Origin of the sequence: Micromonospora sp. WMMD712, assembly GCF_029581295.1 — a bacterium.
Classification (GTDB): domain Bacteria; phylum Actinomycetota; class Actinomycetes; order Mycobacteriales; family Micromonosporaceae; genus Micromonospora; species Micromonospora carbonacea.
Genome location: NZ_CP120743.1, coordinates 2,745,061 through 2,758,184, shown reverse-complemented (window position 1 = coordinate 2,758,184; position 13,124 = coordinate 2,745,061). Strand labels below are relative to the sequence as shown.

The 13,124-nt window shown below is 72.2% G+C and carries 12 protein-coding genes and 2 tRNA genes; 11 read left to right on the top strand and 3 right to left on the bottom strand.

Annotated elements, in window-relative coordinates; all coding sequences use genetic code 11:
* Positions 1–39 precede the first annotated feature (39 nt).
* Positions 40–1,752: a ThuA domain-containing protein gene (locus O7633_RS11540; protein WP_282327805.1), complete on the top strand. Its 1,713-nt coding sequence runs from the start codon at positions 40–42 to the stop codon at positions 1,750–1,752.
* Positions 1,753–2,017: 265 nt separating this feature from the next.
* On the top strand, positions 2,018–3,025 hold the full coding sequence (locus O7633_RS11535; protein WP_178066056.1) for a sugar phosphate isomerase/epimerase family protein: 1,008 nt from the start codon (positions 2,018–2,020) through the stop codon (positions 3,023–3,025).
* Positions 3,026–3,131: 106 nt separating this feature from the next.
* On the opposite strand, the gene O7633_RS11530 is transcribed toward O7633_RS11535, so the two are convergent.
* Positions 3,132–4,316, bottom strand: coding sequence for an ROK family transcriptional regulator (locus O7633_RS11530; protein WP_282327803.1), 1,185 nt, complete (start codon positions 4,314–4,316; stop codon positions 3,132–3,134).
* Positions 4,317–4,622: 306 nt separating this feature from the next.
* Positions 4,623–5,036, bottom strand: a complete 414-nt coding sequence (locus O7633_RS11525; protein ID WP_282327802.1) for a hypothetical protein — start codon at positions 5,034–5,036, stop codon at positions 4,623–4,625.
* A 304-nt stretch (positions 5,037–5,340) separates the two neighbouring features.
* On the opposite strand from O7633_RS11525, the gene O7633_RS11520 reads away from it, so the two are divergent.
* The 9 genes from O7633_RS11520 (at position 5,341) to O7633_RS11480 (ending at position 12,216) form a co-directional block, all read left to right on the top strand.
* Positions 5,341–6,585 (top strand): IS256 family transposase, encoded by a 1,245-nt coding sequence (locus O7633_RS11520; RefSeq protein WP_282325287.1) that lies wholly within the window; start codon positions 5,341–5,343, stop codon positions 6,583–6,585.
* Positions 6,586–6,746: 161 nt separating this feature from the next.
* Positions 6,747–6,819 (top strand) — tRNA-Asn (locus O7633_RS11515).
* 284 nt (positions 6,820–7,103) lie between these two features.
* Complete coding sequence (locus O7633_RS11510; RefSeq protein ID WP_282327800.1) at positions 7,104–9,218, top strand: MMPL family transporter; 2,115 nt, start codon at positions 7,104–7,106, stop codon at positions 9,216–9,218.
* Positions 9,208–10,449, top strand: a complete 1,242-nt coding sequence (locus tag O7633_RS11505) for an NAD(P)/FAD-dependent oxidoreductase (RefSeq protein ID WP_282327799.1) — start codon at positions 9,208–9,210, stop codon at positions 10,447–10,449. Before O7633_RS11510 ends, O7633_RS11505 begins: the two co-directional genes overlap by 11 nt.
* Before the next feature lie 133 nt (positions 10,450–10,582).
* Positions 10,583–10,656, top strand: a tRNA-Ile gene (locus O7633_RS11500).
* A 93-nt stretch (positions 10,657–10,749) separates the two neighbouring features.
* Positions 10,750–11,142: a type II toxin-antitoxin system RelE/ParE family toxin gene (locus O7633_RS11495; RefSeq protein ID WP_282328527.1), complete on the top strand. Its 393-nt coding sequence runs from the start codon at positions 10,750–10,752 to the stop codon at positions 11,140–11,142.
* Positions 11,142–11,456 carry a helix-turn-helix transcriptional regulator gene (locus O7633_RS11490; protein ID WP_282327798.1) on the top strand — a complete coding sequence of 105 codons (315 nt, stop codon included), beginning with the start codon at positions 11,142–11,144 and terminating at the stop codon, positions 11,454–11,456. The genes O7633_RS11495 and O7633_RS11490 overlap by 1 nt, the downstream gene beginning before the upstream one ends.
* A 161-nt stretch (positions 11,457–11,617) precedes the next feature.
* Positions 11,618–11,902 (top strand): type II toxin-antitoxin system Phd/YefM family antitoxin, encoded by a 285-nt coding sequence (locus O7633_RS11485; RefSeq protein ID WP_077938803.1) that lies wholly within the window; start codon positions 11,618–11,620, stop codon positions 11,900–11,902.
* Positions 11,902–12,216, top strand: a complete 315-nt coding sequence (locus O7633_RS11480; RefSeq protein WP_282327794.1) for a type II toxin-antitoxin system RelE/ParE family toxin — start codon at positions 11,902–11,904, stop codon at positions 12,214–12,216. Before O7633_RS11485 ends, O7633_RS11480 begins: the two co-directional genes overlap by 1 nt.
* 148 nt (positions 12,217–12,364) lie before the next feature.
* On the opposite strand, the gene O7633_RS11475 is transcribed toward O7633_RS11480, so the two are convergent.
* Complete coding sequence (locus tag O7633_RS11475) at positions 12,365–13,033, bottom strand: TetR/AcrR family transcriptional regulator (RefSeq protein ID WP_282327792.1); 669 nt, start codon at positions 13,031–13,033, stop codon at positions 12,365–12,367.
* Positions 13,034–13,124 lie beyond the last annotated feature (91 nt).

Here is a 13,124-nt window from a genome sequence, read left to right as displayed (position 1 = left end):
GGCGGGGGACCGCACCGCCACCACACCCAGGAGAACGACATGCGAAGACTCCTCCGTCCCCTCCTCGGCGCGGCCACCGCCGCCCTGGCCGTGCTCGCCTGCACCACCCCGGCCACCCCGGCGTCGGCCGCCGACGCCCCGTACGACGTGCTGGTCTTCTCCAAGACCGCCGGCTTCCGGCACGACTCCATCGCCGTCGGCACCCAGGCCATCCGTGACCTCGGCGCGGCCAACAGCTTCACCGTCACCGCCACCGAGGACGCCGCCCAGTTCACCACCGCCAACCTGGCCCGCTTCGAGGCGGTGATCTTCCTCAACACCACCGGCGACGTGCTCAACGACAGCCAGCAGGCGGCGTTCGAGTCGTACATCGGGGCCGGCGGCGGCTACGTCGGCGTGCACGCCGCCGCCGACACCGAATACAACTGGCCGTTCTACGGCAACCTCGTCGGCGCGTGGTTCGCCTCCCACCCGGCCATCCAGCAGGCCCGGGTGAAGGTGGAGGACCGGGCGCACGCCGCCACCGCCCACCTCGGCCAGACCTGGACCCGCACCGACGAGTGGTACGACTTCCGCACCAACGCCCGCTCCACCGCGCACGTGCTGGCCAGCCTCGACGAGTCGTCGTACTCGGGCGGGGCGATGGGCGGCGACCACCCGCACGCCTGGTGCAAGACCTACAACGGCGGCCGGTCCTTCTACACCGGCGGCGGCCACAGCCAGTCGTCGTACTCCGAGGCGGCGTTCCGCGCCCACCTGCTCGGCGGCATCCGGTACGCGGCCGGGCGCACGAAGGCCGACTGCCGGCCCGAGACCGGCTACACCGCCCTCTACAACGGCTCCACGACTGGCTGGAGCCAGGCGGGGCCGGGCGGCTTCACCAACACCGACGCCACCCTCAGCTCCTCCGGCGGCCTCGGCCTGTACTGGTACAGCGCGAAGCAGTTCACCAACTACTCGCTGAAGCTGGACTGGCGGATCCCCGGGGACGACAACTCCGGGGTCTTCGTCGGCTTCCCCGCCTCCACCGACCCGAACTCGGCGATGACCAACGGGTACGAGGTGCAGATCGACGCCACCGACTCCGACGACCGCACCACCGGCTCGATCTACGGGGTCAAGTCCGCCGACCTGGCCGCCCGCGACGCCGCGCTCAACCCGCCGGGGGAGTGGAACACCTACGAGCTGCTGGTCGAGGGGGAGCGGCTCCAGGTCCTGCTCAACGGCGTGAAGATCAACGACTTCACCAACACCGACCCGGCCCGCTCGCTCGCCGGCTACGTCGGCGTCCAGAACCACGGCACCGGCGACGACGTGTCGTTCCGCAACATCCGGATCAAGGAGCTGGGCGGCACCAACCCGCCGACCCGCACCGGGCGGATCGTCGGGCTGGCCGGCAAGTGCCTGGACGTGCGCAACGGCTCGTCGGCCGACGGCACCCAGATCCAGCTGTTCACCTGCAACGGCGCCGCCGGCCAGCAGTGGACGGTGGGCACGGACAGCACGCTGCGGTCGCTGGGCAAGTGCCTGGACGTCAACGGCGGCTCCTCGGCCGACGGGGCGAAGGTGCAGCTCTGGTCGTGCAACGGCGGCGGCGCCCAGCGGTGGGCGGCGCAGTCCGACGGGAGCCTGCGCAACACGCAGTCGGGCAAGTGCCTGGACGTCTCCGGCAACAACTCGGCCGACGGCGCGGTCGTGCACCAGTGGAGCTGCCACGGCGGCACCAACCAGAAGTGGACCCTGCCCAGCTAGGCATGCAAGGAAGGGCCCCCTGTTAACGCATTCTGTTGCACAGGGGGCCCTTCCTAACCGCCGCAGGCGGCCATAGAGTGAGCGGCGGCGACCGTACGCGGTTGCCGGTGACCCGGCGGGAGGCGCAACCCGCTGGGCCCAGGCGCTCCTTCGCGCCCACCGGCACCGGCCACCGGCCGCCACGCACCAGCCCGGCCCCGCCCGGTCACCCTCGCCCGGTCACGCACACGGAATCCCCCATCATCACCACAGGGGAGTAGGACTCATGGCGCGACCCATCACGCTCTTCACCGGCCAGTGGGCCGATCTTCCGTTCGACGAGGTCTGCCGACTCGCCTCCGAGTGGGGCTACGACGGGCTGGAGATCGCCTGCTGGGGCGACCACTTCGAGGTCGACAAGGCCCTCGCCGACGACTCGTACGTCGAGCGGAAGCTCGCGACCCTGGCGAAGCACAACCTGAAGGTCTTCACGATCTCCAACCACCTGGTCGGCCAGGCCGTCTGCGACCACCCGATCGACGAGCGGCACCAGGGCATCCTGCCCGCCCGGATCTGGGGCGACGGCGAGCCCGAAGGGGTACGCCAGCGGGCCGCCGAGGAGATCAAGGACACCGCGCGGGCGGCGGCGAAGCTGGGCGTGGACACCGTCGTCGGGTTCACCGGCTCGTCGGTCTGGCACACCCTGGCGATGTTCCCGCCGGTGCCGCCGGAGATGATCGAGCGCGGCTACCAGGACTTCGCCGACCGGTGGAACCCGATCCTCGACGTCTTCGACGAGGTGGGGGTGCGCTTCGCCCACGAGGTCCACCCCAGCGAGATCGCCTACGACTACTACACCACGAAGCGGACGCTGGAGGCGATCGGTCACCGGCCCGCGTTCGGGCTGAACTGGGACCCGTCGCACTTCGTGTGGCAGGAGCTGGACCCGGTGAACTTCATCTTCGACTTCGCCGACCGGATCTACCACGTCGACTGCAAGGACGCGAAGGTCCGCACCGGCGACGGCCGGCGCGGCCGGCTGGCGTCCCACCTGCCCTGGGCCGACCTGCGCCGGGGCTGGGACTTCGTCTCCACCGGGCACGGCGACGTGCCGTGGGAGGACTCCTTCCGGGCGCTGAACGCGATCGGCTACTCCGGCCCCATCTCCATCGAGTGGGAGGACGCCGGGATGGACCGCCTGGTGGGCGCGCCCGAGGCGTTGCAGTTCGTCCGGCGGCTCGCCTTCGACGCCCCGTCGGCGGCCTTCGACGCGGCGTTCAGCAGCAAGGACTGACGCTCGGCAGCGCCGAGGACCGAGCCGGCCGCGCCGGCCGGGCCCCTGGGTCCGGCCGGCCGCGCCGGTCAGGACGCGACGTGGACGGCGGAGCCAACCGAGCCGGTCACGCCGCGCCGAAGACGTCGTCGCTGGCCAGGCGGGCCGCGCCCACCACCCCGGCGGTGTCGTCCAGGTCGGACAGCACGATCGGCAGGTTGCCGGTGGCCAGCGGCGGCGACCGCCGGTAGACCACCGACCGGATCTCGGCGAGCATGGTCGGCCCGAGGCCCACGGCCGTCCCGCCGATGATCACGATGCCGGGGTTGACGAAGTTGACCAGGCCGACCAGTACGCGGCCGAGCCGCCGGGCCGCGTCGCGGACCAGCGCCTGCGCGGCGGGGTCGCCGGCCACCGTCGCCCGGCCCACGTCCGCGACGGTGAGCATGCCGGCCTCGGCGAGCCGGGCGGCGAGCGCCGGCGACCGGCCGTCCTCGACCGCCGCGCGCGCCTCCCGGACCAGGGCCGCGTCCGAGCAGTACGCCTCCAGACAACCCGTCTCGCCGCACGCGCAGGTCGGGCCGTCGTCGCCCTGCCGCAGGTGCGCGATGCCACCCGCGCCGCTGGTGGCCCCCCGGTGCAGCGCGCCGCCGAGCACCAGGCCGCAGCCGATGGCGGTGCCCAGCTTGACGTAGAGGAAGTCGTCGAAGGCGCGGCCGGTGCCGGCGTGCTGCTCGCCGAGCGCCATCACGTTGGCGTCGTTGTCGACCAGCACCGGGCAGCCCAGCTCGGCGGCGAGCGCGTCGCGGACGCCGTACCCGTGCCAGCCGGGCAGGGCCGGCGGGGAGATCGGGGACCCCTCGCGGAACGCGACCGGGGCGGGCAGGGCCACCCCCACCCCGGTCAGCCCGCCCAGGCCGAGGTTCGCCCGGACCTTGCCGAGCAGTTCGAGCGTACGGGCGATGGTCGCCTCCGGGCCGAGGCGGACGTCGACGGGCTCGCGGCGTCGGGCCAGGACGGACAGCTCGCCGTCGGTGACCGCGACGTCGATCTGCCGGGGACCGATCGTGACCCCGGCGAAGCGGACCGAGCCGGCGACGCGCAGCAGCGACGAGCGGCGGCCGCCCCGGGACGCGGCCGGGCCGGCGGTCTCCACCAGGCCCAGGGCGACCAGGCGGTCGACCTCCGCGACGAGCCGGGCCCGGGTGAGCCCCGCGGCGTCGCCGAGCTCGACCCGGGACCGCGGGCCGTCGTCGCGGAGCAACCGCAGCAGCCGGGCCTGGTCGGCGTTGTCCGGGCCGTCGTACGTCATGTCGTGACCACCTCCGTCCGGAATCCTCCCTCGTCGTCCCCCGGCCGCGCCCGTCGAGGGCGACAACGAGTGCCAGGTCACCCCGGACGCGGGGCGGGGCCGCACCCGGTCGTCCCGGACGCGGCCCCCCTCGGGGTCGGATCGGCTCAGCCGCGCAGGCCCGACATGTGCCGGTGGCTGATCCCGGCGTACTGGAGTGACCTGCGGGGGTCGCCGGCTGAGCCGGGCCGACGCCCCGCCTGCGGCCGGCGACGGCAAGCGGCGGGCCGGTCACCCGGAGGTGACCGGCCCGCCGTGAGCCGTGAGTCAGACGGTGCTGCCGTTGGTGCCCGTGCCGGACGGCTTCGTCGGCCGGGCCGAGCCGCCCGTGGCCGACCCGGACGCGCCGGCGCCCGACGCGCCGCCCGCCTTCGCGCCGACCGTCGCCGGGGTGCCCGCGAAGGGCTTGTCGGCGGCGGTCAGCTCGTGCTTGCCGCTGTCGCCGCTGCCGTTGCCGCCGCCCAGCTTCTCGCCGAGCCGCGACTGGCTGAGCTTGTCCCTGCCCTCGCTGTAGAGCCGGTTGGCCTGGGCCTGCGCGACGCCGGCCGCCTCCTGGACGGTCGGGTGGTCGAGCACCTTGCGGCCCCGGACGACCAGCTCCTCGTACTTCTCCCGGCCGGCGCGGGCGCCCAGGACGAATCCCGCAGCCAGCCCGCCAAGAAACATGATCTTTCCGCGCATGGCGGCTCCTTCCGTGCCTGACGCGCCGTCGCCTCCCCGGGGCGGACCCCGCTGGCGACGAGCATTTCGCGCCTAGTCCTCTGTCGGCAGCTAACTACCCATCCTCCACCGCGCTCATGCCTGGTTGTGCCCGGATGACGAATTGTCCGCCTGCCGGGAGCTTCGGACGCCCCCACCGCCGCCGCGGGTTGCGTCCACGGGAGTGGTGTACGACTTGCCCGTGATGGGCGTGTTGCGTAGATGAGAGACGGCCATCGCGTCGATCCTTCAAGACGACCAAGTCAGAGAAGGAAGAGAGAGCGCGATGGCCGCTTCAGAGAGTGTGAACCCTGTTGACCTGCTGCGCGAGCAGATTGAGGGCGCGTCGCCGGATGTGTTGCAGGCGATGATCCGCACGTTCGCGCAGGCGGTGATGTCCGCCGAGGCGGATGCCATCTGCGGCGCCGGCTACGGGCAACGCAGCGACGAGCGGGTCAACTCGCGCAACGGCTACCGGCCTCGGGAGTGGGACACCCGCGCCGGAACGATCGACCTGGCGATCCCCAAGCTCCGTCAGGGCAGCTACTTCCCCGACTGGCTGCTGACGCATCGGCGACGGGCCGAGCAGGCCCTGGTCTCGGTGGTGGCCACGAGTTATCTGCTCGGGGTCTCGACGCGGCGGGTGGAGAAGCTGGTCGAGCAGCTCGGGATCCGGCAGCTGTCGAAGTCGCAGGTCTCGGAGATGGCCGCCCACCTCGACGCCCAGGTCGAGGCGTTCCGCAACCGGCCCCTGGACGCCGCGCACTACACGTTTGTGTGGATGGACGCGCTGACCATGAAGGTCCGCGAACACGGCCGGACCGTCAACGTCCACGCCCTGGTCGCGGTCGGGGTCAACGCCGACGGCCAGCGTGAAGTCCTCGGCGTCGACGTCGCCTCGGACGAGGACGGCGCCGGCTGGCTGGCGTTCCTGCGATCCCTGACCGCCCGCGGACTCTCCGGCGTCCAACTGGTCATCTCCGACGCCCACCGCGGCCTCGTCGCCGCGATCGGCGCAGCCCTGCCCGGCACCACCTGGCAACGATGCCGCACCCACTACCTGCGCAACCTGCTCACGAAGGTGCCGAAGTCGGCGCAGCCGTGGATCGCGACCCTTGTGCGCACGATCTTCGACCAGCCTGATGCCGACGCCGTCCGAGCCCAGTTCCAGCGGGTCGTGGCGACGATCGAAGCGAAGTTCCCCACCGCGGCCGAGCACCTCGACGCCGCCCGCGACGACCTCCTGGCGTTCACCAGTTTCCCGCGCGAGATCTGGCGTCAGATCTGGTCGAACAACCCGCAAGAGCGCCTGAACAAAGAGATCCGCCGGCGCACCGACGTCGTCGGGATCTTCCCGAACCGGGCGGCGATCATCCGCCTCGTCGGTGCTGTCCTGGCCGAGCAGACCGATGAATGGACCGAAGGACGCCGCTACATGGGCCTGGAACTACTGGCCAAAGCCCGCCTGATCACCGTCGACACCAGCCAACACGACACCGACCAACCCGACCCCACCCCGATCGCCGCATAGCATCAGACCGGATCACGCGATGGCCGTCTCTTACACCACCAGCGCGGACGTGACCCCGCCGCGCCCCGCGTCGGAACCCCCTGGACCAAACCCCGGGTGAATCCTGTACTCTTGTGCCGTCGCCGGGGGTGCCGGAGAGATCCGATCCGGGCGACGAGCGATCCCCCGTAGCTCAATTGGCAGAGCAGCCGGCTGTTAACCGGCAGGTTTTTGGTTCGAGTCCAAACGGGGGAGCAGACAGCGAGGAGGCCCGCCGGCCCAGCCGGCGGGCCTCCTCGCATGCGCTTGACGCAAGGAAGGGCCCCCTCTTAACGCCTGCGGTAGAGCGGGGTGCCCCGCTCACCCCCGTGGACCCGGCAGGCGGGCGCGGAGCCCGCGCGCCGCGTCAGGGCCGGCCGGGCGGGGGTATCGGGGCCGTTTCGGCCCGCCTGGGCGCACCCGGCCGGCAGGATGGTCGATGTCGACTTAGACTCCCGCTGCGTCGATCGCTGCGTCGATTCAAGAGGTGGGTGGGTGGGATGGCCGGAAGACGGGGCGGCACCGCCACGCTTGTCGCTGCGCTGGTCGTCATCGGCTGGCTGGTCGTCGGCGGGTTCGCCGGGCCCTACGCCGGGAAGCTGGGGGACGTCTCCACCAACGACAACGCCTCCTTCCTGCCCGCCGACGCCGAGGCCACCCGGGCGCAGGACCTGACCGCCCAGTTCGCCGACCAGCAGACCACCCCGGCGCTCGTCGTCTACGCGCGGACCACCGGCATCACCGACGCCGACCGGCAGCGGGCCGCCGCCGACGCCGCCCGGTTCGCCCGGGTCCCCGGCGTCGTCACACCGATCCCGCCACCCGTGCCCAGCCAGGACGGCCAGGCCCTCCAGGTGGTCGTGCCCATCGACGAGGCCGAAGGGGAGCGGATCGGGCAGGTCGTCGACGAGCTGCGCGCCATCGCCGGCGCCGACCGGGACGGCCTCACCGTGGACGTCGCCGGGCCCGCCGGGCTGCTCGCCGACCTCATCGAGGTCTTCGGCGCCATCGACGGGCCGCTGCTCCTGGTCACCCTCAGCGTGGTGCTGGTCATCCTGCTGGTCGTCTACCGCAGCCCGGTGCTGTGGGTCTTCCCGCTGCTCGCCGCCGGCACCTCGTACGCCCTCGCGGCCGTCTTCGTCTACCTCCTCGCCGACCACGACATCGTCAAGCTCAACGGCCAGGCGCAGGGCATCCTCACCGTCCTCGTCTTCGGCGCGGGCACCGACTACGCGCTGCTGCTCATCGCCCGCTACCGGGAGGAGCTGCACCGGCACGAGCGTCCCTGGGCCGCCATGCGGGCCGCCTGGCGGGGCGCCGCCCCCGCGATCGTCGCCTCCGGCGGCACCGTCATCCTCAGCCTGCTCTGCCTGCTGCTGTCCAGCCTCAACTCCAACCGGGCGCTCGGCCCGATCGCCGCCGTCGGCATCGCCGCCACCCTGCTGGTCATGCTGACCTTCCTGCCCGCCCTGCTGGTGCTCGGCGGGCGCTGGGCGTTCTGGCCGCGCCGCCCCGCCGTCGACCAGGCCGACCCGCAGACCGAGCACGGCCTCTGGAGCCGCGTCGCCGGCTTCGTCGCCCGCCGCGCCCGGGTCGTCTGGCTCACCACCGCCGCCGTGCTGGCCCTGCTCACCATCGGCCTCACCCAGCTCGGCGTCACCACCCTCGGCCAGACCGACCTGTTCACCCAGCGCACCGACTCCGTCGCCGGCCAGGACGTGATCGCCGCCCACTACCCGGCCGGCACCGGCAGCCCGGCCACCATCTTCACCAACCAGGCCAGCGCCCAGCAGGTCGCCGAGGTGGCCCAGCGGGTGCCCGGCGTCGCCGCCGTCCGCCCCGTCACCCAGGGCAGCCAGGCCGGCCCGCCCGACCCGAACGGCGCGCCGAAGGTGGTCGACGGCCGCGTCGAGTTCGAGGCCACCCTCGCCGACCCGCCCGACAGCAACGGCGCGGAGCGCACCATCCGCGACCTGCGCGAGGCGGTGCACGGCGTGCCCGGCTCGGACTCCGTCGTCGGCGGGTTCACCGCGATCAACGTGGACACCTCCGACGCGTCCGCCCGCGACCGCAACGTGATCATCCCCGTGGTGCTCCTGGTGATCGCCGTCATCCTGGCCCTGCTGCTGCGCGCCCTGCTCGCCCCGCTGCTGCTCATCGCGACCGTGGTGCTGTCGTTCCTCGCCACCCTCGGGCTGTGCGCGCTGATCTTCCGCCACCTGCTCGACTACCCGGGCGTCGACCAGTCGTTCCCGCTGTTCGCGTTCGTCTTCCTCGTCGCCCTCGGCATCGACTACAACATCTTCCTGATGAGCCGCGTCCGCGAGGAGTCGGTGCACCGGGGCACCCGCCCCGGCGTCCTCGCCGGCCTCGCCGTCACCGGCGGCGTCATCACCTCCGCCGGCATCGTGCTCGCCGCGACGTTCTCCGCGCTCGCCGTGCTGCCGCTGGTCGTCCTCGTCGAGCTGGGCGTCGCCGTCGCCGTCGGGGTCCTGCTCGACACCATCGTCGTCCGGTCGCTGCTGGTGCCCGCCCTGTCGTACGACATCGGGGCCCGGATCTGGTGGCCCGGCCGGCTCGGCCGCACGGACCGGAAGGCGCGCCATGCCCGCTGAACACGACGTCGTCATCGTCGGCGGCGGCCTCGCCGGGCTCGCCGCCGCCCGCCGGCTGCACCGCGCCGGCGTGTCCTGGCGGCTGGTGGAGGCCGGCGACCGGCTCGGCGGCCGGGTCGCCACCGACACGGTCGACGGGTACCTGATCGACCGGGGCTTCCAGGTGCTCAACACCGCGTACCCCCGGCTCGGCACGCTGCTCGACCTGGCCACCCTCGACCTGGGCTGGTTCACCCCCGGGGTGCTGGTCCGGCGCGGCGCGACCGTCGCCCGGCTGGTCAACCCGCTGCGCGAGCCGGCCGGGGCGGCGGGCACCGCGCGGGCCGGCGTCGGCTCGCTGCGCGACCGGCTCCGGTTCGCGGCGCTCGCCGCCGGCTGCGCCACCCTGCCGCCCGGCCGGCTGCTCGACGCCCCCGAGACCACCGCCGAGGCGGCGCTGCGCCGCGCCGGCCTCTCCAGCGCGATCATCGAGGAGCTGCTGCGGCCCTTCCTGTCCGGCGTGCTCGTCGACCGGGCGCTGGAGACCTCCAGCCACGTGCTCGCGATGGTGCTGCGCTCGTTCGCCCGGGGGCGCATCGGCGTGCCGGCGCAGGGGATGGGGGCGCTGCCCCGGGCCATCGCCGCGCCGCTGCCCGCCGACCTGGTCGAGCTGCGCACGCCCGTCACCGGGGTCGACCCCCACCGGGTACGCACCCAGGCCGGAGAGCTGCGCTGCCGCGCCGTGCTCGTCGCCGTCGACCCGCCCACCGCCGGCACGCTGCTGCCGGCCCTCGACCGGGTACGCATGCACGCCTACACCACCTACTACCACGCCACCGACACCCCGCCCCTGGACGAGCCGATCCTGCTCGTCGACGGCGACCGTCGGGAACTCGTCGCCAACACCGTCGTGCTGAGCCACGCCGCGCCCACGTACGCGCCCGCCGGGCGGCACCTCGTCGCCACCTCCGTCGTCGGCCCGTCCGCGCCGCCCGAGCCGGTCGTCCGCGCCGAGCTGGCCCGCCTCTACGGCCGCCCCACGGCGGACTGGGAGCACCTGACCACCGTCGACGTCCCCGCCGCGCTGCCCGCCGCACCGCCGCCGCAGGGGCGGCTGCGCAAACCGGTGGCGCTCGGCGGCGGCCTCTTCGTCGCCGGGGACCACCGCGACAGCCCGTCCATCCAGGGCGCGCTGGCCAGCGGCTGGCGGGCGGCCGGGGCGGTGTTGGCCGAGCTGCGCGCGCCGGGCTGAGGCCGTCGCGGACCGCTGCGTGCTGTTATCCTCGCGTTGCCCATCGTGCTGGATCATCGATCCGTCGCCGACGGGTGGGGCCGTTTCGTGCTGGCCGGTGTTCGCCGGGCGGGTTACGATCCGGCGCGGTTGCGGGGCGGTAGCTCAGCGGGTTAGAGCAGGGGACTCATAATCCCTCGGTCACGGGTTCGAGTCCCGTCCGCCCCACCGCGTAACATGATCTCGCTGTTGACCTGTGCTTCCACGGTTCGCATGAGTGAAGCACGGCCTGGCGTGTATAGCCTGAGCTATAGTTTTCCCGTGACCAATGGGCCGGCCAACCGCTGGGCGATCAGGACGACAGGCGATGTCCGTGACTGGTTACGGGCCCTGCGTCGGACCGACCCGGCGGCGTACCGGTCAGTGAACGCGGCGATCGACATGCTCGCCGAGACCGGTCCGGGCCTGGGGCGTCCGCTGGTCGACACCCTCCGGGGTTCGAGCATCAGCAACCTCAAGGAGCTGCGGCCGAGATCCGGCCGCGACGTCGCCATCCGGCTTCTGTTCGTCTTTGATCCATGGTCGCAGGCGGTGCTGTTGGTCGCCGGCAACAAGGCCGGAGACTGGACGCGGTGGTACGAGAACGCGATCCCGATCGCCGAGGTCGCCTACGAGGGTTGGCTGGCCTTCGAGAGGAAACGGAGGGAGGGCTGATGGTCGACTTCCATGACTGGGACGACATCCGCGCCGAGTTGCACGACGGGGACGACGCCGCGCTCGATGTGGAGCGCGCCCGCACCGAGGCGTGGGTCAGCGCGTTCCACCTCGCCGAGGAGCGCAGGCGTCTCGGTCTCACCCAGCGGCAGGTGGCCGAGCTGATGGGGGTCACGCCCGGTCGGGTGAGCCAGATCGAAAACGGCGACCTGGACGCCAACGAGGTGGCGACCCTCAGCCGGTACGCGCGAGCGCTCGGCGCCCGGATGCGGATCATCTTCGACTACGGCAGCGACCTCCGTCAGATTGCCTGATCCCGCGAGCCTCAGCCGACATCCCCCGCGACGAGGCGAGTCGTTCGCATTGGTGAGATCTCCGGCCCACTGCCCTCGGTTTCAGCATGGCGGGGAGCCGTGGTCGTCGCGATGAGTAGTCGGATTGGCCATGATTCTGACCGGTCGCTAAAGTGGTTGGCATGGAGACCATTCCGATCACGGAAGCCAAGGCCCGGATCGCTGAACTCGCCGACCGGGTCGCGCGGGAGCATGATCACTTCACGATCACCCGTAACGGCCGGGCCGACGTGATGCTGATCTCGGTGGCCGAGTACGAGTCGATGCGGGAGACGTTGGACCTGCTGTCCGACGACGAGACCCTCGCGGACCTGCGCCAGTCGCGGGAGGATTTCGCGGCCGGCGACACGTTCTCGGTGGACGAGGTTCGTGCCGAGCTGGAGCGGCGTCGAAGCAGGGCGGCCTGATGCCTCCAGGAGGCAGGCGGTCCGACGACCACATCGACGAACCGCTCAGTCCGTACACGGTGATGTTCTCCCGTCAGGCTCGCCGCAACCTGCACGAGGACCTGCCGCTGGAGGTCGCGGTCGCGGCGACGGAGGCCATCCAACGGGCGATCGCGGTCAACCCGTACCGGGTGGGCAAGCCTCTCGACGAACCCTTCGACGGCTTCCACTCCGCCCGGCGTGGCACCTACCGGATCGTCTGCCGGATCAACGAGGCGAAACGAGTCGTGGAGATCCACTCGATCCGCCACCGGCGCGACGCCTACCGTTGGTAGGACCCCTCCAGGAGCGGGTCTGACCGAGCCGCCTCCGTGCCCCTGGCGGCATGACTCCTCAGCTGGGCTGACGGCGCCGCGAGCTGCCTGAGTTTGGTGGGAGCGATCACCACCGGGTACGGCCAGGCGTCGTGGACGGGGTGCTGGGTCAGTCCGTCGCGTTTCGGGCGCGTTCCAGGCCGTCCAGGATCAGTTCCAGGCCGTAGGTGAACTGGGCGGAGTGGTCGTAGCCCGGCCGCAGGATGACGTCGCTGCCGAGCCTGGCCAGATGCGGGTAGTCCTCGGGACGGAACTGTTCCATGATCGAGCCGGTCAGCTCGATCAGTTCGCCGGGGGTGTTGAACGGCAGGCTGACCTCCTGCGCCGCAAAGCCGTAGATGTAGCTGTCCAGCAGCGAGAAAGCGCGGGCGGCCAGGTCCAGCGAGAAGCCCCCCCGGCACAGGCTGCCGATGACCGAGTCAAGGTTCCGCAGCATCGCCGGCCCGGGGCGGCTGCGGCTGAGCAGAACGGTCCAGCACGGGTGGCGGGCCAGCGCGGCGCGGGCTGAGACCGCGCGTCTGCGCATGCCCTCCCGCCAGTCCACGTCCTCGGTCGGCAGCTCGAACTCACTCAGCACGAGCTCGGCTATGCCGTCGAGCACGTCGTTCTTGTGGGCCACGTGCTTGTACAGCGACATCGCCTCGACGCCCAACTCCTGCCCCAGTCGGCGCATCGTCAGCGCGCCGAGGCCGTCCCGGTCGGCGAGAGTGAGAGCGGCCAGCAGGACCCGCTCCCGGCACAACGGCCGGCGCTGTCCGGTGTCGGTTCGGATCGGCATACCCACCTCCGTTGACAGCTTACTTAGTAGGCCGTAGCTTACAAAGTAAGCTCGATCTGGGGGGAAGCCACCATGGAAAGCGCACCGAGGC

Bases quoted from the DNA above. Each gene is read 5' to 3' on its own strand.
- O7633_RS11525 (WP_282327802.1), bottom strand. From the start codon at position 5,036: ATGCGCGGAAAGATCATGTTTCTTGGCGGGCTGGCTGCGGGATTCGTC.
- O7633_RS11505 (WP_282327799.1), top strand. From the start codon at position 9,208: ATGCCCGCTGAACACGACGTCGTCATCGTCGGCGGCGGCCTCGCCGGG.
- O7633_RS11510 (WP_282327800.1), top strand. From the start codon at position 7,104: ATGGCCGGAAGACGGGGCGGCACCGCCACGCTTGTCGCTGCGCTGGTC.
- O7633_RS11540 (WP_282327805.1), top strand. From the start codon at position 40: ATGCGAAGACTCCTCCGTCCCCTCCTCGGCGCGGCCACCGCCGCCCTG.
- O7633_RS11485 (WP_077938803.1), top strand. From the start codon at position 11,618: ATGGAGACCATTCCGATCACGGAAGCCAAGGCCCGGATCGCTGAACTC.
- O7633_RS11480 (WP_282327794.1), top strand. From the start codon at position 11,902: ATGCCTCCAGGAGGCAGGCGGTCCGACGACCACATCGACGAACCGCTC.
- O7633_RS11530 (WP_282327803.1), bottom strand. From the start codon at position 4,316: ATGACGTACGACGGCCCGGACAACGCCGACCAGGCCCGGCTGCTGCGG.
- O7633_RS11490 (WP_282327798.1), top strand. From the start codon at position 11,142: ATGGTCGACTTCCATGACTGGGACGACATCCGCGCCGAGTTGCACGAC.
- O7633_RS11520 (WP_282325287.1), top strand. From the start codon at position 5,341: ATGGCCGCTTCAGAGAGTGTGAACCCTGTTGACCTGCTGCGCGAGCAG.
- O7633_RS11475 (WP_282327792.1), bottom strand. From the start codon at position 13,033: ATGCCGATCCGAACCGACACCGGACAGCGCCGGCCGTTGTGCCGGGAG.
- O7633_RS11535 (WP_178066056.1), top strand. From the start codon at position 2,018: ATGGCGCGACCCATCACGCTCTTCACCGGCCAGTGGGCCGATCTTCCG.